Origin of the sequence: Synechocystis sp. PCC 6714 (assembly GCF_000478825.2) — a bacterium.
In the GTDB taxonomy this organism is placed as follows: domain Bacteria; phylum Cyanobacteriota; class Cyanobacteriia; order Cyanobacteriales; family Microcystaceae; genus Synechocystis.
Genome location: NZ_CP007542.1, coordinates 1,601,206 through 1,620,661, shown reverse-complemented (window position 1 = coordinate 1,620,661; position 19,456 = coordinate 1,601,206). Strand labels below are relative to the sequence as shown.

The 19,456-nt window shown below is 45.2% G+C and carries 21 protein-coding genes; 8 read left to right on the top strand and 13 right to left on the bottom strand.

Annotated elements, in window-relative coordinates; all coding sequences use genetic code 11:
• Positions 1-86: 86 nt before the first annotated feature.
• Complete coding sequence (locus tag D082_RS07255; RefSeq protein ID WP_028948575.1) at positions 87-1,205, bottom strand: FAD-binding oxidoreductase; 1,119 nt, start codon at positions 1,203-1,205, stop codon at positions 87-89.
• 285 nt (positions 1,206-1,490) lie between these two features.
• On the opposite strand from D082_RS07255, the gene D082_RS07250 reads away from it, so the two are divergent.
• Positions 1,491-1,775, top strand: coding sequence for a ribbon-helix-helix protein, CopG family (locus D082_RS07250; protein ID WP_028948574.1), 285 nt, complete (start codon positions 1,491-1,493; stop codon positions 1,773-1,775).
• A gap of 61 nt (positions 1,776-1,836) precedes the next feature.
• Here D082_RS07250 and D082_RS07245 read toward each other — a convergent pair whose 3' ends face one another.
• Positions 1,837-2,781, bottom strand: coding sequence for a tyrosine-type recombinase/integrase (locus D082_RS07245; protein ID WP_038530465.1), 945 nt, complete (start codon positions 2,779-2,781; stop codon positions 1,837-1,839).
• 2 nt (positions 2,782-2,783) lie between these two features.
• Entirely contained in the window at positions 2,784-3,044 is a 261-nt protein-coding gene (locus D082_RS07240) for a DUF2283 domain-containing protein (RefSeq protein WP_028948572.1), read from the bottom strand.
• 231 nt (positions 3,045-3,275) lie between these two features.
• Between D082_RS07240 and D082_RS07235 the strand changes: the two genes are divergently transcribed.
• Together D082_RS07235 and D082_RS07230 are read left to right on the top strand one after the other, a co-directional pair.
• The gene (locus D082_RS07235; RefSeq protein WP_028948571.1) at positions 3,276-3,668 is read left to right on the top strand and encodes a hypothetical protein; all 393 of its coding nucleotides are present in this window, start codon (positions 3,276-3,278) and stop codon (positions 3,666-3,668) included.
• Between the two features lie 34 nt (positions 3,669-3,702).
• Positions 3,703-4,884 carry an FAD-dependent oxidoreductase gene (locus tag D082_RS07230; protein ID WP_028948570.1) on the top strand — a complete coding sequence of 394 codons (1,182 nt, stop codon included), beginning with the start codon at positions 3,703-3,705 and terminating at the stop codon, positions 4,882-4,884.
• A gap of 2 nt (positions 4,885-4,886) precedes the next feature.
• Here the strand turns inward: D082_RS07230 and D082_RS07225 are convergent, their stop codons facing one another.
• The gene (locus D082_RS07225; RefSeq protein WP_028948569.1) at positions 4,887-5,354 is read right to left on the bottom strand and encodes a phosphate-starvation-inducible PsiE family protein; all 468 of its coding nucleotides are present in this window, start codon (positions 5,352-5,354) and stop codon (positions 4,887-4,889) included.
• A 184-nt stretch (positions 5,355-5,538) separates the two neighbouring features.
• Here D082_RS07225 and D082_RS07220 point away from each other — a divergent pair, with 184 nt between their 5' ends.
• Positions 5,539-6,714: a cysteine desulfurase family protein gene (locus tag D082_RS07220; RefSeq protein ID WP_028948568.1), complete on the top strand. Its 1,176-nt coding sequence runs from the start codon at positions 5,539-5,541 to the stop codon at positions 6,712-6,714.
• 151 nt (positions 6,715-6,865) lie between these two features.
• On the opposite strand, the gene D082_RS07215 is transcribed toward D082_RS07220, so the two are convergent.
• From D082_RS07215 to D082_RS07200, 4 genes are all read right to left on the bottom strand, one after another.
• Positions 6,866-8,098, bottom strand: a complete 1,233-nt coding sequence (locus D082_RS07215; RefSeq protein WP_028948567.1) for a DUF3086 domain-containing protein — start codon at positions 8,096-8,098, stop codon at positions 6,866-6,868.
• Positions 8,095-8,505 carry a DUF3119 family protein gene (locus D082_RS07210; RefSeq protein ID WP_028948566.1) on the bottom strand — a complete coding sequence of 137 codons (411 nt, stop codon included), beginning with the start codon at positions 8,503-8,505 and terminating at the stop codon, positions 8,095-8,097. Before D082_RS07210 ends, D082_RS07215 begins: the two co-directional genes overlap by 4 nt.
• Before the next feature lie 70 nt (positions 8,506-8,575).
• Positions 8,576-8,881, bottom strand: a complete 306-nt coding sequence (locus D082_RS07205; protein ID WP_028948565.1) for a DUF3181 family protein — start codon at positions 8,879-8,881, stop codon at positions 8,576-8,578.
• Positions 8,882-8,975: 94 nt separating this feature from the next.
• The gene (locus tag D082_RS07200; RefSeq protein WP_028948564.1) at positions 8,976-11,990 is read right to left on the bottom strand and encodes an RNA helicase; all 3,015 of its coding nucleotides are present in this window, start codon (positions 11,988-11,990) and stop codon (positions 8,976-8,978) included.
• A 312-nt stretch (positions 11,991-12,302) separates the two neighbouring features.
• Here D082_RS07200 and D082_RS07195 point away from each other — a divergent pair, with 312 nt between their 5' ends.
• Positions 12,303-13,256: a GDP-mannose 4,6-dehydratase gene (locus D082_RS07195; protein WP_028948563.1), complete on the top strand. Its 954-nt coding sequence runs from the start codon at positions 12,303-12,305 to the stop codon at positions 13,254-13,256.
• Between the two features lie 3 nt (positions 13,257-13,259).
• Here D082_RS07195 and D082_RS07190 read toward each other — a convergent pair whose 3' ends face one another.
• The 3 genes from D082_RS07190 to D082_RS07180 are packed head-to-tail and all read right to left on the bottom strand — an operon-like array spanning position 13,260 to position 16,610.
• Complete coding sequence (locus D082_RS07190) at positions 13,260-14,438, bottom strand: glycosyltransferase family 4 protein (protein WP_028948562.1); 1,179 nt, start codon at positions 14,436-14,438, stop codon at positions 13,260-13,262.
• Between the two features lie 13 nt (positions 14,439-14,451).
• A complete protein-coding gene (locus D082_RS07185) occupies positions 14,452-15,732 on the bottom strand; it encodes a glycosyltransferase family 1 protein (protein WP_028948561.1) in 1,281 nt (426 codons plus the stop codon).
• Positions 15,729-16,610: a glycosyltransferase family 2 protein gene (locus D082_RS07180; RefSeq protein ID WP_202963103.1), complete on the bottom strand. Its 882-nt coding sequence runs from the start codon at positions 16,608-16,610 to the stop codon at positions 15,729-15,731. The genes D082_RS07185 and D082_RS07180 overlap by 4 nt, the downstream gene beginning before the upstream one ends.
• 34 nt (positions 16,611-16,644) lie before the next feature.
• Between D082_RS07180 and D082_RS19305 the strand changes: the two genes are divergently transcribed.
• The 3 genes from D082_RS19305 (at position 16,645) to D082_RS07170 (ending at position 17,654) form a co-directional block, all read left to right on the top strand.
• A complete protein-coding gene (locus tag D082_RS19305) occupies positions 16,645-16,779 on the top strand; it encodes a hypothetical protein (RefSeq protein WP_255356941.1) in 135 nt (44 codons plus the stop codon).
• A gap of 68 nt (positions 16,780-16,847) precedes the next feature.
• Positions 16,848-17,063: a hypothetical protein gene (locus D082_RS07175; RefSeq protein WP_028948559.1), complete on the top strand. Its 216-nt coding sequence runs from the start codon at positions 16,848-16,850 to the stop codon at positions 17,061-17,063.
• Positions 17,064-17,222: 159 nt separating this feature from the next.
• Positions 17,223-17,654 (top strand): DUF29 family protein, encoded by a 432-nt coding sequence (locus tag D082_RS07170; RefSeq protein WP_028948558.1) that lies wholly within the window; start codon positions 17,223-17,225, stop codon positions 17,652-17,654.
• Positions 17,655-17,682: 28 nt separating this feature from the next.
• Here D082_RS07170 and D082_RS07165 read toward each other — a convergent pair whose 3' ends face one another.
• Both D082_RS07165 and D082_RS18695 read right to left on the bottom strand, forming a co-directional pair.
• Positions 17,683-18,915 carry a glycosyltransferase family 4 protein gene (locus tag D082_RS07165; RefSeq protein WP_028948557.1) on the bottom strand — a complete coding sequence of 411 codons (1,233 nt, stop codon included), beginning with the start codon at positions 18,913-18,915 and terminating at the stop codon, positions 17,683-17,685.
• Between the two features lie 255 nt (positions 18,916-19,170).
• Positions 19,171-19,347, bottom strand: a complete 177-nt coding sequence (locus D082_RS18695) for a type II toxin-antitoxin system HicA family toxin (protein WP_144428722.1) — start codon at positions 19,345-19,347, stop codon at positions 19,171-19,173.
• Positions 19,348-19,456 lie beyond the last annotated feature (109 nt).

The window sequence follows — 19,456 nt, the reverse complement described above, 5'->3', positions numbered from 1 at the left end:
GAAAAAGTAAAGTAGGTGGACTAGAATCCATATCATTTGCTCGTTCCTCAATATCCATTTGTTTCAGTTTGTTTCAATCAAAGTTGTTAGAACAGCTTGGAGGTTAACCAGGTTTTCACTTCCTGGGCTGTGCCTGGGGCGAGAAGAACGCCATTGCGATAATGACCGGTGGCCAACAAAACATTGTCGTAACCATTTAGAGAGCGTATTACTGGAGCACTTTCCCCCATGGGTCGGGGCCGTTTGCCACTCCAATAATTGACAATTTCCGCCTGTTGTAAAAAAGGATAATAGGCGATCGCCTGGTGCCAGAGTTCATCTCTTAACTGAGGATTGGGCTGATTATCGGGGCCGTCAGTGGGAAACTCGACGGTGGCTCCCAACCAGAATTGGTCATTGGCAAGGGGGACTAGGTGAATATCTTCCGTGGTCAAAACCGATCGCCAAGGAGTGTTTTTTAGGGGATTATCGCCATCGGCAAGTTGCAATAGAAAAGCTTGGCCAATCACCGGCTGTAATCGCAACGAATCATTGTTTCCGTTATTGGGGGGAATTAGGGAATTACTGCCTAGCCCTGCGGTAATTACAACATAATCCACTGGAAAGTTGGCTTGGTCAGTTTTAATGTTCTGGCAATGGTTGATGGAATCGGTGACAGGGAAAGGATGAACAGATTGGTGAAAATGACAGCGCACTCCCCGCTGTTGGGCCACTTCAATTAGACTCTGGGTCAGGGCTTGGGGCCGAATTTGCCAATCCCATGGAGAATACACCGCCCCTTCTATTTGTTGGTAAGGCAAAGACCAGTCCGATAATTTTTCTGCAACTTCCGCCGCAGTCCAGAGTTCTAACGGATAGCCCTGGCTATGGCGGATCGCTTGTAACTTTTGCCATCGGGGCCAATCTGCTTCTAGCAATAGTTTCACTAAACCATGGCGATCGCCGGGAATAGCTTTGCCTGTAATTTTCTCAAGTTCTGGTAAAAGGATTCGGTATCTCTGCAAACTTTGTTCCCGTAAACGCCAGCCCCGTCCCCTTGTTTTCTGACTAATAACCGCCATTAAAATGCCGAGGGCTGCCCCCGTTGATCCCTGGGCCGGTTCCTGGGCATCAAACAGATCGATGGTTAACCCCGGTATGGAGCTGAGTTCATAGGCTATGGTAGCTCCCACAACCCCAGCCCCGACAATGGCTACTTTTGGCATTGGTGAACTTGGCCCATGCTGAAAATTTGATCATAGGGGAAAATTTAAAGTTTTGCTCTCAGTCCAAAACGGCTTTCACCCCGGCTCCCAGTAAATAACCGCCGTTCTATCCCCGGTGATGGCGATAATTTTTGCAAAAGGGTTTTAAAATTCTAAAATTCTTGAAACTCAAATTTTTCGAAGTTTAAGTATCCAGCAGTCTAGGTATCTAGATTACTCGGTAGTAAGATTGTTAAAGTACTTTATTTAAAAAGTCTAGCTGTCAACTTAGTTAAAATTAAAGTAATGTCAAATTCTAGCAATGTAAACTCCGTGGGGAAAATCAGCAAAAATTTTTCCACCAAGCAGACCACCATCCGCCTAGAGAGTAAGCTCATGGAGCGCCTTACCAAGGTCTGTGCCAAGGAAGGGTTGAGCAGGGAGGTTTTATTTGAAGCTTTGTTTGAACACTATCTGGAAGATAAAGAGGCCTGGACTTTAATTCTGGAGCAGGCCAAGCAAAAGGCAGAGTTTCGCCAGGCGATCGCCAACCATAAACGGGCAAAAACGATGATGGAAAAGTTTGGCTAGGAAAAATCAGAGCAATTTCCACCCTAATTACCTAAAAAAATTCGCAATATCCTGCCTCAACTCAGAGCAGATCTGCCAAAATATCGGTAATTTGAGCTTGGTGCTGGTGACGGTTATCGTCGTAGATCATCAGGGTATTTAAATTGCTGTGGCGACTCAGTTTTTGCACTTTGCGGGTATCCCCATTGGTGGCTTCCAGGGCGGCAGTGATGGCGCTGTGGCGGACTCGGTGGGGGCTCATAAGCTTATTTAGGCCGGCGGATTCTGCACTGGTGCGGACAATGTTGTAAATGGCATTGCCGCTGAGGCGATGGCCAAAAGTCGCCCGGTCAAGGGTACAAAAAAGAGGCTCATTTTTAGGACGGGAACCAATGGCGGTTAACCATTGATTGATGAACGTAATACCTTTGGCACTGAGGGTGACAGCTTGTTTGCCCGATTTTCCTTTGCCCTTAATTAGCAATTGCCGCTCCGTTGGTTGATAGTCCCCCACGTTAAGTCCACAAACTTCCGCTCGCCGCAGAGCATTGTCCCAGAGCAGACGGAGAATAGCTAAATCCCGTTTACCTTTAAGGGAATTGGGTTCAATGTGGTCGGTAATTTGCTTGAAAGAATGGGGACTGACCCCGGTGGTATCCCGATAGGTTTCTGCTTTTAAACCTTCCACATCTTCGAGGGTATATTGGCATTTCCCTACCCGTCGAGCGTAGTTCACTAAGCTTTTAATCGCCGCCAATCGCACATTAATGGTAGCCGGTTTTAAGTCCCTGGATAGTAATTCCGCTCGATAGCGTAAAACCATGGCGATCGCCTCAAAATGATCCAAGCTTAAAAACCAGGCAATGACATCCGGGGACGGTTCTTCTCCGGCCATGGTGAGGAAAAAATCCTTTAAGGCTTTGGCATAGGTTCTCCGGGTATTAGGCGATCGTTTATCCCGCAGGAGAGCTGCCAAAATATCCTGGTCGAGGCTTAAGAGATGGGGGGGCGGAAGTAGGGTAGCCATGGTCAGCAAGAAATGGCAATCGCCAATTTGGGCAACCATTCTTGAAGTTGAGCCAAGGCTGACTGTGGGATTAAAGACTCTAGTTTTTGAAAATCATTAGGGTTGATTGTCTGAACTCCCAAAAGTTCTATGGCGACCACGTTATCGTCCTGGTCATAGTCCACAATAATGCCATCTGTAATTTCTTCAGAGTCGATGCCCGGTTGATCCGCTACTCGGAAATAGGCTGAATCAACTTCTGGGTCATATTCGATGTTGTTCATTTTTTAAATCTCCTATCAAAAAAGACTGTCACAATTACCGGCGGTTGCTTATCTGGAAGGATGCGGAAACATCCATTATCACATCCTTAATATAAGATTGTCCCCAATATAAGATTGTCCCCAGACAGTAAAGGTTCCAGCCCACCAGACCAGCGACAGAGCAGGGGTAAGGGTAGAATTGCCAAGAAAGACAATTATTCTGTCAATTACCTAAATTTTCCTAATTTGCCCATGGCTATCCCTCCTAATCCCCACCTATCGATCGCCGCTTTGGGGAGCATCATGTGCTTCTCGGCGATCGCCCCGGCTCAAGCCATTCCTTTTAAGGAACCAGTTCTGGTTAGTCAAACGCAATTGCTACCGCCGCCCCCCGCCAGTCCCAATCCGGTGCCCGATCCCAGTGCGTTGAGCTTCACTCCCAATGCCACTTCCTACCGTGTGATGGCCTTGGTTACTTCCCCCGTGCAAGAACAACAGGTTAAAGCCGCCTACCCCGGTGCCTTTTTTACCAACTTCAACGGCCAACGGCTACTGCAAATTGGCAGTTTTAGCGATCCCCTCAATGCCCAGCAGGCTGCGCTAAGCCTACAAAACCTGGGATTAGAAACTGTGATTAATCCCTAGAGGCGATCGCCAGTCGTTCGGGAACGGCTAATTTATGTATCAATTAGTGATCATCGGGGCTAGCCCGGAGGGATTAAAGACTGCCCGGAGCTGTGTTGAGCAATATCCCAGTGCGAGAATTGCTTTGGTAACCCATGGTTGGGAAGAGGCTTTTTCCGGCGATCGCCATAATGGACTAGCGGCGGAAAGCTTTTGGGAAAATCTGCGTTTGCTGGCCGCCCAGGGAGCGGATGTGGTGATAGAAAAGGGAATTTTCTCGCAACCATCATCGGGATTGGTTTATCAAACAGAGAAGCGTACCCTACTGGGGGAAAACTATCTACTCACTAGCGTTAAAAATGTTCTTGCCGTTCCTGGTCAGATTCCGGATAATGCAATGCCTCAAAGATGGGCCATTGTCGGAGCGTTGCCGGAAAACCTAGTCTTGGCCCAGGAGCTAACTAAACGGGGACACGGGGTGACTATCCTGAGCCGGAATAATCATTTGTTGCCGGGGGAAGACCGGGAAATGACCAGTCTATTGCAATGTTACTTAGCAAGTTTAGGCATTGCTTTTTACTGCAATTACAGTAATTTAGTTTCTCATCACGACCAGTGCAATCAAACCTATACTTTGCAATTTAACCAGGGTAATGATACGCCCCAACAATGCTTACAACAATGCTTAGAGGTGGATAATTTAATTCACCAATGGCGATCGCCAGAGTGTCAAAATTTATTAGCCCGCCTGCCAGAATTTAACCAAGCATTGAAGGAGAGTTCGTACCTCAGCGTCAATCATCATTTGCAAACCGCCCAGGGCCAAATTTACGCCTGTGGCAATTGGTTAAAGGGTTATCATGCCGATGCCATTGCTTACCGGGAAGCTCAATATGTGGTGCAACGGGTTTTAGGCAAACAGACTAACCCCATTGATTACAGCCAAATGTCCTTTACCATTGACCTCGATCCCCCCTGGTGTCGCATTGGCACATTTGCTAACTCCGATTCCCACCGCCAAATTATCCGAGGCTTTGAACCCTACACCGACCACTGTAATCTGCGGGGAATGTATAAATTAGTCATCGATCGCCAAGACCGCATTGTTAGCGCCCACTGGTTTGGGCAACGGGCCCGAGAAGGCATGACTTTACTGCAACTGGCGATCGCCAAAGGGATAACCTGGACGGAATTGCGTTCATTGCCCCCATGGGAAGATGGTCAAGTATCGTACTAACTTTAATGCTTAATATTGACATTCAATCTTTTAACCATCCAAAAGCTAACCGCTAAACATAAAATAGCAAATCCCAAAGCTAATAAGTCTAAGCCTTCATACTTACCAAAGTCAAAAATAATGATTTTTCTAGCCACTGCAATAATGGCCGTAATAATAACCAGTTCCACCTGAATGACATTATCTTTCAGGTAAACAGTGATATTTTCCAATAGCTCCAGGGCAATGAGCACATTTAAAAATAAACCAAAAATCTCAATCAAAGTTCGATTGAAAAAACCGAATGGTTCCCCCCGTAGTTCCACAATCAGCACCTTAAACAAATCAAATACCGCCACAAAGATCACCACTATTAAACAAATGGCTAATAACTTGGAAACCAGCTTTTCAAAAGTACGCAGTAGCGACAAAAATAGTATATCTTGATCCCTAGACAGTATTGGTTTGATGTATCTGCGGATTCGTTTCATAGGGGAGCCAGGAACAATAACAAAGGATCTCGCCATATTTTATCGGCATTGATCAGCCAAATTTCGTCGACGTTATCCCCGCAATTCCTCCCCCAGGCGATCACTGAAGGGATGGGGAAGATTACAATGAAGTTAAACCAGGGCTGATTAGGAAAAGCCCACTCCGCCCCTTGCTCAATGTGCCATGAAAATTTACCTCGATTACAGTGCCACCACTCCGCCCAGGCAAGAGGTAAAGGCGGCAGTACAGAGTTTTTTAGACCAAAGTTGGGGCAATCCGGCTAGTTTGCACCATTGGGGTAATCGAGCGGCCCTCGCGCTGGAAACCGCCCGTTTACAAGTGGCAGAGTTGCTCAATGCGGGCCATCCCGACAGCATTATTTTCACTTCCGGCGGCACCGAAGCTAATCATCTAGCCCTGTTTGGGGTTACCCAGAATTACCCCAGCCCCCAACATTTAATTATTTCCACCGTAGAACACTCGGCGATCACCGCCCCGGTGCGCTGGCTAGAAACCCAAGGCTGGCAAGTAACTCGCCTGGAAGTAAATACCCAGGGCCGGGTTAATCCAGAGGAATTGGAGCGGGCAATTCAGAGCAATACGGTGCTGATTTCCATCATCTACGGCCAAAGCGAAGTGGGAACCCTCCAACCCATTGAAGAATTAGGTCGCATAGCTAGGCAACGACATATTCCTTTCCACACCGATGCAGTGCAGGTGGCGGGGCGCTTTCCAGTGGACGTGAAACATTTACCCGTAGACTTACTATCCCTTTCCAGCCACAAACTCTACGGCATTCAGGGAGCGGGGGCTCTATACGTCCATCCTGACCTGGCCATTGGCCCTCTACTCATGGGGGGAGGCCAAGAGCAGGGTTTACGTTCCGGCACTCCTCCCCTGCCGGCCATTGTTGGCCTTGGTGTGGCCGCTAGTTTAGCCCAACAGGAATTAGCCGAGGAAATGACCCGATTACAAGCCCTACGGGACCGTTGCTTCGATCTGTTGGCCGACTGTGAATTTTTGGCCCCCACTGGCGATCGCCTTTATCGCTTACCCCACCACGTTAGTTTTGTCATTCAATCCCATCGCCCATGTACCGTTGGCATAACAGGGAAACAGTTAGTGCGGGCCTTGAACCGGGAAGGCATTGCCATCAGTGCCGGGGCCGCCTGCAATTCCGGTAAGCTTAATCCCAGTCCAGTACTGTTGGCCATGGGTTATGCAGAAGAACAAGCCCTTGCTGGCCTGCGTCTCAGTTTTGGCCGAGAAACCACCATGGCTGACATTGAAACCACGGCCCGGACCATTAAGCAGGTTTTTGCCCAGCTCTGTCCCCAGTTGACGGGCATTCAAGGCTAGACCATTGGCCGAGGGGATGGTTTGAGCGGCTTTCCTAGGCCCCCAATTGTGGTGGGCTCTAGCTCTAAATCCCAGTCTCCCAAGAGTAGGAATAGGAAAAATAAAGACTTCTCAGACATTCTCTGAGGAATTTAACTGAGTCAAACTGGAACTAAAAATAGTTACTGCCCCCAGCCTGGTAATTGGGTGCAAATGCCAGCAACAGAGGAAACTGCAACAGGGCTAAGTCAATTTGTTCTTCCGTTTCATCCACCAACACCAACGGCATTTGGCGATCGCCGACTAATCGTTCTGCCCGCTGAATTAGCGCATTGCCCGATTCAAACAAAACAATGCCCCGGTCTGGGCCAAAGTCACTGCGGGAAATGCCTAAACAATCCTGTAAACCCCGTCGCCATTCCCCCAACCGTTCTGGAGTTGCCGCTAAGATTAAAGCCCGACAACGATCACCGTAGAGCTGATTCAAAATGGCGATCGCCGCCGAACCAACCAGAATATTTTGCAAACGACTATCAAGACTCAGGATTGCGCCCCTTCCCCCTAGGTTAAAAAACCAGTTTTCAATCCGCTCTGCGTGGATTGGTTCAAAGGTGCGACGGAGTTGCCAAGGGGGCCCGTAATAATCGGGGCGAGTGCGGTATTGCTCTAACAAAGCTTGGATTTGCCGTTTTTGGCTACTAAAGCCCTGCTCTGCAAAACTGACCACCGGGGCTGTGTCGGCATTTTCAATGATGGAATCCCCATGGGTAGAGGAGGATTCCCAACTATCTCCTACCCCCAATTCCAACTGGTCAGCGGCGGAAACCAAATCCTGCAAACTGCCCACCAAATAATCCTTAAAGCCCTGGACCCGAATGGCCAATTCCTGGGAAGCCCCGGCAAAAGTGGTACGCATTTCCTGCTGAATCCGTTCTTGACGGCGTTCCAACTTTTCAATTTCCTTTTCCAGGGCCGCTTTTTTTTGCATCAACTCCCTGGTGCCTTCCCCCACTAACCGTTCCATTTCCCGTTGTAATTGCTGGAACTGTTGCCCATACCATTGGGCTTTTTCCTGCTGGAGGGCAGCAATTTCCCGTTCCAGAGCGGCTTTTTGTTCCTTTAAGCCAGTCACAACCGGAGCATCAACAGCGGGTTCCGGTGACACCATAGCTTCGTTAGCTTCGTTTTGCTCCCCTAGAACCAACTCTTCCACCTCCGCCACCATGGCAGTAATGGGGGGTAACTCCTCTGCGGGGACAAGTTCCTCTGCCACAGGTTGGTTTTCCCCCAGTTCTTCCCCTTGCTCTGGGTCGTTGGTGCCATCATCCCCACTGATATCCGCTGTGGTCAGCAAGGCATCGGAGGCAGTTTCTTCAGAAAAATTAGGATTCAATTCTGGGGTCATTCCGAACGTAGGGACTGGAGGGGACAATGGCGCTCAAGACAAGCCTTAAGGGTGCCGGAGTCAAAGATAATCGGCAAAAAGTGGATGCTCTTGACCTCTTTAAAATAAAACAAAATGGGAGCGGGTTCCCAAAAGATTCGCCAGTTTTGCCACTCTGTGTAGGGGAAGGTGCGGATTAATTTCCCCGCCCGATACACTTCCAACGCGGTGTTGGTAAAGCTGAGTTTGATAATGGCCGTCTGCACCATTAAAAAGGCACCAAATACGGCGATCGCCAGGCCAAGCCACATCTGTAGGAAAAGAACTGGTATTGAGCCAAAGAGGAGTGCCAGGGGAATGACAAAACTAGGTTTGAGGTCAGTGCAACCTGGCTGACTTTGTTGACTAGGGACGGAGGGATTGACCATAGGGGAAATTGGTGCAGAAATTGGGTTTCGGCAAAGTCCGGTGGGGATAGCAAGTAATGGATTCAACAGGTTAGAAACTTTTGCTCCGATAGTCCTCTAGTAATGTGATCAAACGATCAACCATGGCATTGGGCAGAACATCCAGCAGAGAGAGGCTAACTTTGCCCCCACCGATCACCACGGACAAATCCTTAAGTACCGCTTCCACCGCTGATCGGCTTAGTTCATCTTTTTCCAATAGGGGATAAACCCTTTCCGCCAGGGGAATATGGAGATGGGCTTCTGCTAAAAATAGATTCCATTTGGCCACGTCAATGGCAACTTGCTCGCCAATGTCAGCGGCGAGGGCTTCAATTTCTGGAGTGGTTGATGTCATCGGAAAATCGGGTCTGAAAACCCGTCCTTTGGATGCTTAGGATTTTAACAGTTGAAACTCCCCCCATGAACGGCCAGTGTTGTCGGTTCATAGCTTAGAGGGGAAATCGCTTCATTTTTTGCACTGCCAGGCGAGCATTTCTTTTCAGTCGGGGGGAAAGATGGGGCACCTGGGGAATTTGCCACAGTAAATCCACCGTGCGCCGGAAAAGTCGGACCAAATCCCCCTCATCTAAACTGGTCTGGCGGCAGAGATTCTCCCACTCCATGCCCAATGCCCACTGTTCCACCAAACCCATAAAATCCACCTCTAACCAAAGGGGAATGGCGATCGCCCGTTGATTTTGAGCTTTAATTAATTTGCGCCGCAGATCCCAAAGGTTGAGGCGCTGTAGATGATCCGCCACCGTCATGGCTTGCCAAAGGGCCAAGGGGGGCTGGGGGTGCTTGAGGCAAAACAGAAAACTAAATAAATCATTGCTGGGGCGGAGGGTGGCCAACACAGCCGGGGAGGGTTTGAAGTCAGTCCAGGCATCGGAACGGGGGGTTTCGGTGATCAATGCACTGGCGGCGGCGGCCAACTGCTCCGGCTCTAAATCGTTGAATTTACCGGAAATGAGGGCCAAACCCAACCACAGTTCATTTTCTCCCCGCAGGGTGGCGGCGGCTTCCCCTAGCAAAGTGGGTGTGTATTCTTCCAAAGCTTCCATTTCCTGCAAAATGTCAATCAGGTCAAGAAACTCCTGCCAATAATAGGATTGACGGGATTGTAGACGCTCGTACTCCTGTTGCCTTTTGCCCAAGGTTTTACGCAACTCCTGTCGTTGGTGGAATTGTTCTAGCAGTTTGCCGGGATGTTTATGGTTCCCCAGGGGATGCACCGCCAATAATTTTTCCACGTGGTCTACCCGGCCTTGTTGTTCAATGATTTCCACACTGGGGACCAGGGGATAAGCCTGGGGGTCTAAACCATTGGCGATCGCCAACGTCTCTTCATCTCCTTTAATAGGTTTGCTAGGGGCTAACAATTCCACCGGGGGAGGGGTCAAATTCTGCCATTGACCAGGAAGTAAACTGCCCCCAGGAACAGCAAAAATATCCCCCACGGTGACGTGGTACCAACGATTGTCACTGGCCAGGCAACACCATTGGGGCAAATTGTGGGCCGGGGCCAAGGGAGCAACAATGACTGCGAGGCGTGGTTGGTGAGTTTTAATGTGCCGACCCTTGAGATATAAAAGCTGACCAGTGGCTAAATCTTTGAGCTGGTCTTTTAACTTTTGTTTACGCTCCTTTTCCGCCTGTTGTTCCAGGATTTTGAGTAACCTTTGTTCTTCCCGTAATCTTCCTCGAAATTTTTCGTAACTATGCAGATCTTTTTCCGCAATGCCTGCTAGCTTGATGTCCAATTGGGATAACTTTTTCACCGTTTCGGCGATCGCCACCTTAGTGGGTTCCAGGGCAAACTGGGCCAGGTATTCAGCAAAGCTCCGTTCCAACAAACTTTTAACTTCTTCCAAATCATGTTTTTGCAGGAGGTTCAGCACCATGCCATAGGAAGGGGTAAACCAACTTTTTAATGGTTCCGCCTCCGCCAGGGCCAGATAAGAAGCCTCCTTAGCTCCTTCAAAGGGGGTCTGCACTGTAATCACATGGCCCTCCGTATCCATCCCCCGCCGCCCTGCGCGCCCCGCAATCTGCAAAAATTCTGAAGGACTGAGCATCGCGTGGCCCTCATTGGTCCGTTTTGACAGGGCAGAAATCACCGTGGTGCGAGCCGGCATATTAATCCCCGCCGAGAGGGTTGCGGTGGCAAATACCACTTTGATCAAGCCCTGTTCAAATAACTTCTCCACCAGGGTTTTCATCTCCGGCAAAATACCCGCATGGTGTACCGCAATGCCCCGCAATAAGGGTTCAATTTGCTCAAAACGGGTCATGGGGGATGATTGGGCAATCCAGCCCCAAAGTTTAAACATCCCTTCTGGGTCAATGGCTAAGGCAGTGAGTAAGACCTGGGCATTATTAACTGGATCATCTAGATAGGCAATTAACGCCCTTACCAACTCAGGCAAAGCCTGGCTCAAATCTTTGCTTAACTTCTGCCGTAGAGGGGGGTTTTTATCAAAGAAAAAATCTAGTAATTGTAGTTGGATGCTTTCCTGTTCCGCCGGTTCCACCAAAGATAAATCTTCCAAAGATTGGGCCGCCTGTTCGCAACCCCGCCGACTAAAGATGACATAAATCACCGGCAACAAATTCCTTTCCTGCAACTGTTGCATCACCAGCAGGGGATAGGGACAATCTTCCCGGCGCATACGGCGATTTTTACCAGAACGGGTATTTTTATTGCCAGCTTTGGGCAGTAAACGGGCGTTAACCCCGGTTTTTTGGTCGTTTAGTAAAGGAAATAGACCTTTGCGGGTGCTGTAGTGAAAAGTGAGGGGCACTGGACGAAAATCGGAATTGACCAATACACAGGGGGGCGGGCCATTGTCTTGTCCCTCCTGGCGTAATACTTTGAGGGAAACTCCAGTGCGGACCTGGTTGATCCATTCCGTCAATTGTTCCGGATTGCCAATGGTGGCGGACAAGCCGACTAGCTGAATAGTACTGGGGCAATAAATAATGGATTCTTCCCACACTGTTCCCCGTCCCCGGTCACTGATGTAATGCACCTCGTCAAACACCACAGTTTCCACATCTTCCAAAGAAGTACCCACTTCACCAATGGGGGTTTCGTAGAGCATATTGCGAAAAATTTCTGTGGTCATCACCACCACTGGGGCATCGGCATTGATTACTGTATCGCCGGTAATTAGACCCACCAATTGTTCCGCATTTTCTAAACCTAGCTTCTCTAATTTTTCCTGAAAATCCCGGATTTTTTGGTTGGACAACGCCTTGAGAGGAGTTGTATAAAAAACCCGTTTGCCCCTGGCAATGGCCCTGTAGATGGCATATTCCCCCACCACCGTCTTTCCTGATCCCGTAGGCGCACAGACAACCACTGATTGATCTTGGTCCAGGGCGGCGATCGCCTCTTTTTGAAAGTCATCCAAGGGAAAGGCAAACAAGTCAGCAGGGTCAGCGTAGGCTAAGGTTTTCACAGATTCAGACAACAGTGTGGTTAAGTTTCCATTTTATCTGCTTATCCCTTAGGCAATTCAAACTAGCCCTTTTCCCTCTTAATTCCCAGACTTAACGAATATTTGTGGCTAATTGCAAATCTGACAAGTTTTGTTTAACATCTCTGGTCCTATGGACAACGACCCGCCAAGTATGGCTCTAAACACAGCAAGAACATGAGTATTTACATTTTGGCTTGTGACTATCAATTTTGCTTGCGAATGGGCTTAAAACGATAGGAGAGCGCTGTAGTTTAAGGCTAAGATATTGATATCTATAAAATAATCGTGAGTATGAAACGGGCTTTGATTTGTGGCGTTTCTGGTCAAGATGGCGCTTATTTGGCTAAGTATCTTTTACAAAAAAATTATCTTGTTTACGGTACTTCTCGGGATGCTCAGATTTCCAATTTTCGTAATTTGACCATTCTAGGAATCAAAGAACAGGTCAAACTGGAATCAATGGCATTGAATGACTTTCGGAGTGTATTGCAAATAATTAAAAAAAGCCAACCTGATGAAATTTATAATCTGGCGGGTCAAAGTTCTGTGGGTTTGTCTTTTGACCAACCAGTGGAAACCCTGGAAAGTATTGCTACAGGTACACTCAACTTACTGGAGGCGATACGCTTTATGGAAAAGCCGATTAAATTATACAATGCCGGTTCGAGTGAGTCATTTGGGGATATTGGAAATCGAGCGGCGGATGAATTGACACCTTTCCGGCCCCGGAGTCCCTACGGAGTTGCCAAAGCAACAGCTTTTTGGGAAGTTGCGAACTATCGTGAAGCCTATGATTTATTTGCTTGTTCAGGAATTTTGTTTAACCATGAATCTCCATTACGACCTATCCGGTTTGTAACGCAAAAAATTGTTGATTCTGTGTGTCAGATTTACCAGGGTGACATTGATCAATTATGCTTGGGAAATATGAGTATTAAGCGAGATTGGGGCTGGGCGCCGGAGTATGTAGAGGCTATGTACTTGATGTTGCAACAACCAACACCAGATGATTATGTAATTGCAACGGGAAAAAGTTACTCTTTGGAGGAGTTAGTAGCCACTGCTTTTTCCTATTTCAATTTGAACTGGCAGGATTATGTGGTGAGTGATCCGAGTTTTTTCCGACCAACGGACCTGGCAGTGAATCGAGGCAATCCTCAGAAGGCTAAAGAAAAGTTAGATTGGCAAGCAAAGTTTTATATGCCGGAGGTAATAATAAAAATGATAGAGGCTCGTTTGAATTAGTTTTTATTTCATTAGTTGACAATACAGTGCTTGAGTTTTATGAGCAATAGCTTCCCAGGTATATTGGTTTTGTAGCTTTTTTTGTCCAGCTTGACCCATAGCTTGGGCTCGGTGGTGGTTTTTTAATAGTTTAAAAATTGCTTCCGCTATGGATTCGGGGGTTTGACTGACCAGGTAGCCGTTGATGCCCTGGTCAATAACTTCAGCAACGGCGGGAATATTACAACCGATGACGGGTTTGGCAAAGTGCCACGCTTCAGTATAAACGCCACCAAAGCTTTCTTGACTAGAAGGAACGCACAATATTGTGCAAGCGGCGAGGGCATTAGTTTTATCTTGTAGTTTTAAAGCCCCCAATCGATGAATTCTTGAATCAATATTTTTAAAGTATTTTTCAGAGTTAGCAACGGCGGGGCCGACAAAAACAAATTGGGCTTTAGGGTATTTTTGCCAGACAAGGGGAGCGGAGGCTAATAGTTGTTGATAACCTTTGTAAGGATAATGTTGGGCAAGGAATAATATGATCGGTTCTTGGATTTGATAACGGTTGTAAAAATCTTGGGGGTTGGCGGTTTCAGCAAGAACTGGCCCCATGCCAGTGACAGTGATAAGTTCGGGTCTGACACCAAGACCAATAAGGATTTGTTTTTCGGTTTGGGTAAGGGCAACGATAGCATCAGCCTTTTTATATAATTCGATGTAAGCTCGATAACGCCATCCGATCCAGCGGGGATGATGAACAGGGGTAAAAACAAAGGGAATATCGTATTTTTTAGCAATTTGGTGGGAGGCGTAGCTAAGTCCTTCTCGACCAATACGGACATTATGAACTAAGTCGGCATTTTGGGCATAGGGATTGAGTTGTTCGGCGATCGCCTTGGTAATCGGAGGAAGGGCAAGGCCCATCAAAGGATAATAAATGGGAAGATAGGGTAGTAATCTTAGTTTTTCCGTAGAGTCTAGGCCTAAGCGATGGACAGGTATTTGGTCAATCGTGTAGTCGAAGGGTTGATTAGGAGCGTTGATAGTGGTGCCCCGCAACCAGTCGGTACGATTTTGATTCCAATGGCTAACGACTTGAATCTGATGTCTATTTTTGAGGTGTTGGGCGATGAGATGTTGATGAAGTTGGGCCCCGCCGATCGCAGGAGGATAGGCAGTGAGAGTATAGAGCAATTGCATTGAGAGTTTAATCTTAGGCGTGATGAATTTGATGATAAATTTCGACTGTCTGGGCAGCACATTTTTCCCAGTTAAATTGTTTAGCTCTTATCAGTCCTTTTTGACTTAGTTCATATCTCAATGTTGAACTGTTAATTAGATTTAGCATGGCTTGACTAAGTTGGTCTTGATCGTTGGGGTCAATCATAATACCGGCATCGCCAACTACTTCAGGCAAAGAACTGGTGTTGGAAGTAATCACAGGAGTGCCACACTGCATAGCCTCAAGGGGCGGTAGACCAAAACCTTCATAAAGGGAGGGATAGACAAAAGCTAAGGCACCGCTATAAATGGCACTAAGGTCTTGATCAGGAATATAGCCGGTGACGATGACTCGTTTTTTGAGAAGAGGATGATTTTGGATTGTTTGAAAAATGTCATTGTTTTTCCAACCACTAACGCCAACCAGGACAAGGTTAATTGCGATGGTTTGGTCTTGTTCGAGCAGTTGGGCATAGCTTTGGAGTAGGAATTTTAGATTTTTGCGCGGTTCAAGAGTGCAGAGGCTTAATAAATAAGGTTCGGGGGGAATGTGATATTTTTTCTGGGTTTGGGCGATGAGAGGGGAGTCAGTAACGGGATAGAAGTTATCACTGGCAGCGAGGGGAGTGACAAAGACTCGTTCTGGGTTCATGCCGGTATATTGACAAAAGTCTTGCTTGGTGTGTTCTGATATGCAAATAATCCAATCTTTTGTAATGTCAACACTATCTAAAATTTCGAGTCCCCTTTTTAAAACTTTCGGGGTCACAAAATCAGGAAAAATTTGTGGAATTAAATCATAAATTGTAAGCAGTCTTGTTGTTTGTTGTGGTAACAAAGGAAGAGGGAAATAGGTAGAATGATATAGTGAAAAATCCTGGTAAGTTAGATCAATTTTTGTAGATTTTTTGTCTATTGATTCAGATAAAATTTTGATAAATTGGGCCATTTTATAAACAAAATTTTTCTTGCCCATATTACTCTGCAAAATAAGACGATAGTTTCTGATTAAACTCTTATAAAAGAAAACACTGAAATTAGCAGGATAATATGAGTAAAAAAAATCGTAACTATCAATACTCTCCAAATAAATTTCTGCTGCTAATGAATCCCAGTAACTACTATTTTTATTTAAGGCTACCAGTTTGAAGTCAAGGTTTTCTACTTTAATTATTTCCGTTAGCAACGATTCCACCATGCGATAGATACCTGTTCGTGCTTTAGGATTAGCATGACCCTGTCCTAGGATCGAAATATCGTAAGTAATTTTCATTGCCTTATACTTTTTGACAGTGATTTTCTAAATGAAGAAGACGTGACCTGATTTAGTAAAAAAAACAACCAAAATCGTATTATTTTTTGATAAAAGTAAGTGATGATTCCTTTATTTCCCAACATAGTTCTATAATAGAAAACTTCAGCTTTCCAGTAGGAAGGAGAACCAATTTCAAAATAATCTTGCCAATACTCAAGTATTGATTTTTTTGGATTAAGCCAAGATACCCGAAGATGTTGGTTGTCACAAAGTGAAATTGCTTTACCATTGATGAATAGTATATATCCTGCGTTTTTCGCAAGCTTTGTATATGTAGAATCACCATGGTATTGAGGCAATATATCTGACGGTGGGTAGCCAATATCATCGATAACAGAAATGGGAAAACAGACTAAATTTCCATTCAAACCATCACATAAAGTTAAAACTTTTTCTAGTGCATTAATTGGGAAAATTTTGTTTCTAATAATTTTAATTCCCCCATAGCTTGGACTACCTGTCTTAGAATCAAATGACTGTGCTCCTACAATAGTTTTTAAACTAAATCGACAGGTATTAATCAATAAGTCAATGGCACCTTTTTCAGGATAACAATCATCATTTAGCCAAATGAAGTATTCTGCGCCTTGTTCATAAGCATATTCCATTCCCATTTTGATTGCCCCTGTCCACCAGAGATTACCATCGCCATGTAGAAGAATGACATCCGGATACTGGATTCCAATAGCCTCACTGGTGCCATCGGTAGATCCGTCATCCACTACTACTACATGATATTTATCTAAATCATTATTAATTTTCAGGTTTTCCAGGCATTGCAACGTGATCGCTTTGCGATTGTGGACAGGGATGATGACGTAAACGGGTTCTTTCACTTCGCTTATGATTATTGGCTTCAAGGGTAGAGTTATGAGTTATTCTTCCCGATCGCCATACAAGTACGATCGCCGGAGAAGAAAAAGTTACAAAGCTTTATTTATTCAGCATTGCTCTCCTGCCATTGACGGTATTATTCCTGAGCGCCTTGTGGTCAGTCAAACATAGTAACTTAGGATAGATCATCCTTGTATCTAGTGCTATGGTCATTGATTAGAGTCTAGTCCGCCAACGATATGGCGTTTATTCTAACTGACCCCCACGGCATTGAGCTTTTAATCGAGGCGATCGCCGTTAAGACCTCTCTAGATGGTACGCTCTTTGCTGAGGAGTTGTTGATGGCTTTGGCTGCTAAGCTGCTTAATTTTTTACTGCTAATGTCTACTTTCGTAACTACTATCTCTACAAAATATCTTTTATCTGAATTGCATTCCAATGGTGATCAATCGTAATCGTTCTCTAACCCAATTATTTTCTACAATGGGTTGTCTAATTAATGATGGCAGTGCTGGTTTGCTAAGGTCGTTATTTTAGATAATTAACTTTGGCGTGGTAGGGGAGTGCTAGAATCAAGACTGAGACCTTTATTGATTGTTTCTGAGAGAATAATTATGGAGGAGTTACTGGAACTCAAAATGTTGTTAACTCAGGGTAATATACCCGAGGCTCTGGTGTTGGTGGAGGAGATGACGGAGATGAGCAAAGATGACAAAATCAACAAAATTAGTAGTTACGCCAAAATACTTCTCCTACATTTAATTAAGCAACAAGCGGAAAAGCGCAGTACTCGCTCTTGGGATTTATTTATCGCTAATTCAGTTGATGAAATTCAGAAAACAAATCGACGACGTAAGGCAGGTGGGACTTATTTATCTCAAGATGAATTAAGGGAGGCTTTGGCAGATAGTTATCGCATTGCTTTAGCAAGAGCCGCGACCGAGGCGTTTGAGGGTCGTTATTCTAGTGAAGAGTTAGCCAAAATGATTGATTATGATTGTCTTATGGTTGATGCTTTAGATTTAATTTTAAATCAGTCTAGTTAAGCTTTTGGTCGGTCTTGTACAATTTATTTTACGCGATGTTCTTTTTGCCAAGAATTTGTTGATAAAGCTGAATATAGCGCTGGGCTTGCAGTTCGATGGGATATTCTGTTTCGGCAATATGGCGGCAGTTTTGGCCGAGTTTAGCCCTCTTCTTATTGTCTTCAAGTAACTCAACAATTTTTCGGGCAAAATCTTGGGGATTTTCTGGCTGGGCGAGTTCGCCGGTAATTCCAGGACGTACTAAATCAGGAACGCCACCAACAGCAAAGGAAACCATTGGTGTGCCGCAAGCCATACTTTCCTGCAATACAAGAGGTAAATTATCTGCCCGGGTAGGAAAAACAAACAGGTCTGCCGCAGAATAGGCAATGCTTTTAAGCCTATCACCACTGACGTAGCCTAAGCTTATAATAGGAACACTCACTATTTCCCTGAGATTTTCACCTCCCTCCCCTAGTGTTAATAAAATAGTCTCTTTTTTAAGAGATTCAGGTAAATTTTGTAATGCTTCTATTAATAAATCGCTACCTTTACGAGGATCGCTGAGTCCAAAAGCAACAAACATTAAAACTTTTTTTTTGGGAGCAATGCCCAAAACAGAGCGACATAGTAACGGATCTAGTGGCTGGTAATCTTGGGTATTTACACCATTGGGAATATGATGGATTGAAAGGCGGTTAAGCATACTTTTTTTCGTTAGTTCTGTTAACCAATTGCTAAGGGTAACAATGTTTAGATCAGAACGCTGATAGACCCAGCTTTTCAATTTCCATTCTATCGCTGTGTTGTCTCTGGGAACAGTAGGCACAACGTTGAGATAGGGGCACTTTCCACAACCTGTTTTCCATTTTTTACAATCATAGCTATAGGCACAATGGCCTGTAAAGCTCCACATATCATGGAGTGTCCAAACGGCAGGTTTTTCTTGGGTTAATTTGGCTAGTGCGAGATAGTTAAAATAATCACCATGTAGGTTATGAAGATTAAGAATATCACTTTGCTGGTAAAAATTATCTTGGGTTAATTGAAAAGTGTTAAAATGACTAATATAATTTAATCCAAGACGATAATTAAAGCGAGAAATTAAGTTTTCTAAGTTGCGTTTACGGTTAATTTGCTTAATATGATCATTCTTAGTTTTTTTAATATCAACCAGTATTTTTGAGTCGATGCCTTGAGATAGTAATCCTTGATGAAGACGATAGGAGGCGATCGCCGCACCACCAGAAATATCAGATTGATTAATATGGAGAATTTTCACGAGTTAGATTGTCTGTAAAAGTTGTGATGACAGTTTAGGCATTGGCAAGGTTTTATTCCCTTTTTGACAAATTTCGAGGTAGCTATCAATGACCTCCTGCCCTCATCTTGGGGCTTCTTCATAAGTATCACCATGGGTATGAAATTATTGAAATCTAAAGAGGGGAAGATGAACTAAAAAACATTTATCTTCTTCTGACCAGATAATTACCATACTGTAATGCAAGATTATTGTAATAACTTCAGTTTTTAATCTCTATTTAATATATTTTTCTAGATAAATTTTAGCATCTTCCCGATCTTTCCCTGCAATAGTAATGAGCAGTTCTGGCAATTTTTCATGAATCCAGATTGAATGACTGCCTTTGCCTGCACGCTCGGTGAATACAACCTTTAGGAGCATTGCTTTCAGTTCACGTATTTTTTGGGGCATTTAAAATTTAATCAAGTTAAATTAATTAGCTCATTTAATTCTATTCTATTGGCAGTGCGCTTATAACATCAGAGCAATTGATATAAATAATTTTCATTTATTTTTGCGC

What these genes read in the sequence shown, in the direction of transcription:
- D082_RS07255 (WP_028948575.1), bottom strand. Translation starts at nt 1,205, where the DNA reads ATGCCAAAAGTAGCCATTGTCGGGGCTGGGGTTGTGGGAGCTACCATA.
- D082_RS07250 (WP_028948574.1), top strand. Translation starts at nt 1,491, where the DNA reads ATGTCAAATTCTAGCAATGTAAACTCCGTGGGGAAAATCAGCAAAAAT.
- D082_RS07245 (WP_038530465.1), bottom strand. Translation starts at nt 2,781, where the DNA reads ATGGCTACCCTACTTCCGCCCCCCCATCTCTTAAGCCTCGACCAGGAT.
- D082_RS07240 (WP_028948572.1), bottom strand. Translation starts at nt 3,044, where the DNA reads ATGAACAACATCGAATATGACCCAGAAGTTGATTCAGCCTATTTCCGA.
- D082_RS07235 (WP_028948571.1), top strand. Translation starts at nt 3,276, where the DNA reads ATGGCTATCCCTCCTAATCCCCACCTATCGATCGCCGCTTTGGGGAGC.
- D082_RS07230 (WP_028948570.1), top strand. Translation starts at nt 3,703, where the DNA reads ATGTATCAATTAGTGATCATCGGGGCTAGCCCGGAGGGATTAAAGACT.
- D082_RS07225 (WP_028948569.1), bottom strand. Translation starts at nt 5,354, where the DNA reads ATGAAACGAATCCGCAGATACATCAAACCAATACTGTCTAGGGATCAA.
- D082_RS07220 (WP_028948568.1), top strand. Translation starts at nt 5,539, where the DNA reads ATGAAAATTTACCTCGATTACAGTGCCACCACTCCGCCCAGGCAAGAG.
- D082_RS07215 (WP_028948567.1), bottom strand. Translation starts at nt 8,098, where the DNA reads ATGACCCCAGAATTGAATCCTAATTTTTCTGAAGAAACTGCCTCCGAT.
- D082_RS07210 (WP_028948566.1), bottom strand. Translation starts at nt 8,505, where the DNA reads ATGGTCAATCCCTCCGTCCCTAGTCAACAAAGTCAGCCAGGTTGCACT.
- D082_RS07205 (WP_028948565.1), bottom strand. Translation starts at nt 8,881, where the DNA reads ATGACATCAACCACTCCAGAAATTGAAGCCCTCGCCGCTGACATTGGC.
- D082_RS07195 (WP_028948563.1), top strand. Translation starts at nt 12,303, where the DNA reads ATGAAACGGGCTTTGATTTGTGGCGTTTCTGGTCAAGATGGCGCTTAT.
- D082_RS07190 (WP_028948562.1), bottom strand. Translation starts at nt 14,438, where the DNA reads ATGCAATTGCTCTATACTCTCACTGCCTATCCTCCTGCGATCGGCGGG.
- D082_RS07185 (WP_028948561.1), bottom strand. Translation starts at nt 15,732, where the DNA reads ATGAAAATTACTTACGATATTTCGATCCTAGGACAGGGTCATGCTAAT.
- D082_RS19305 (WP_255356941.1), top strand. Translation starts at nt 16,645, where the DNA reads ATGAGTTATTCTTCCCGATCGCCATACAAGTACGATCGCCGGAGAAGA.
- D082_RS07175 (WP_028948559.1), top strand. Translation starts at nt 16,848, where the DNA reads ATGGCGTTTATTCTAACTGACCCCCACGGCATTGAGCTTTTAATCGAG.
- D082_RS07170 (WP_028948558.1), top strand. Translation starts at nt 17,223, where the DNA reads ATGGAGGAGTTACTGGAACTCAAAATGTTGTTAACTCAGGGTAATATA.
- D082_RS18695 (WP_144428722.1), bottom strand. Translation starts at nt 19,347, where the DNA reads ATGCCCCAAAAAATACGTGAACTGAAAGCAATGCTCCTAAAGGTTGTA.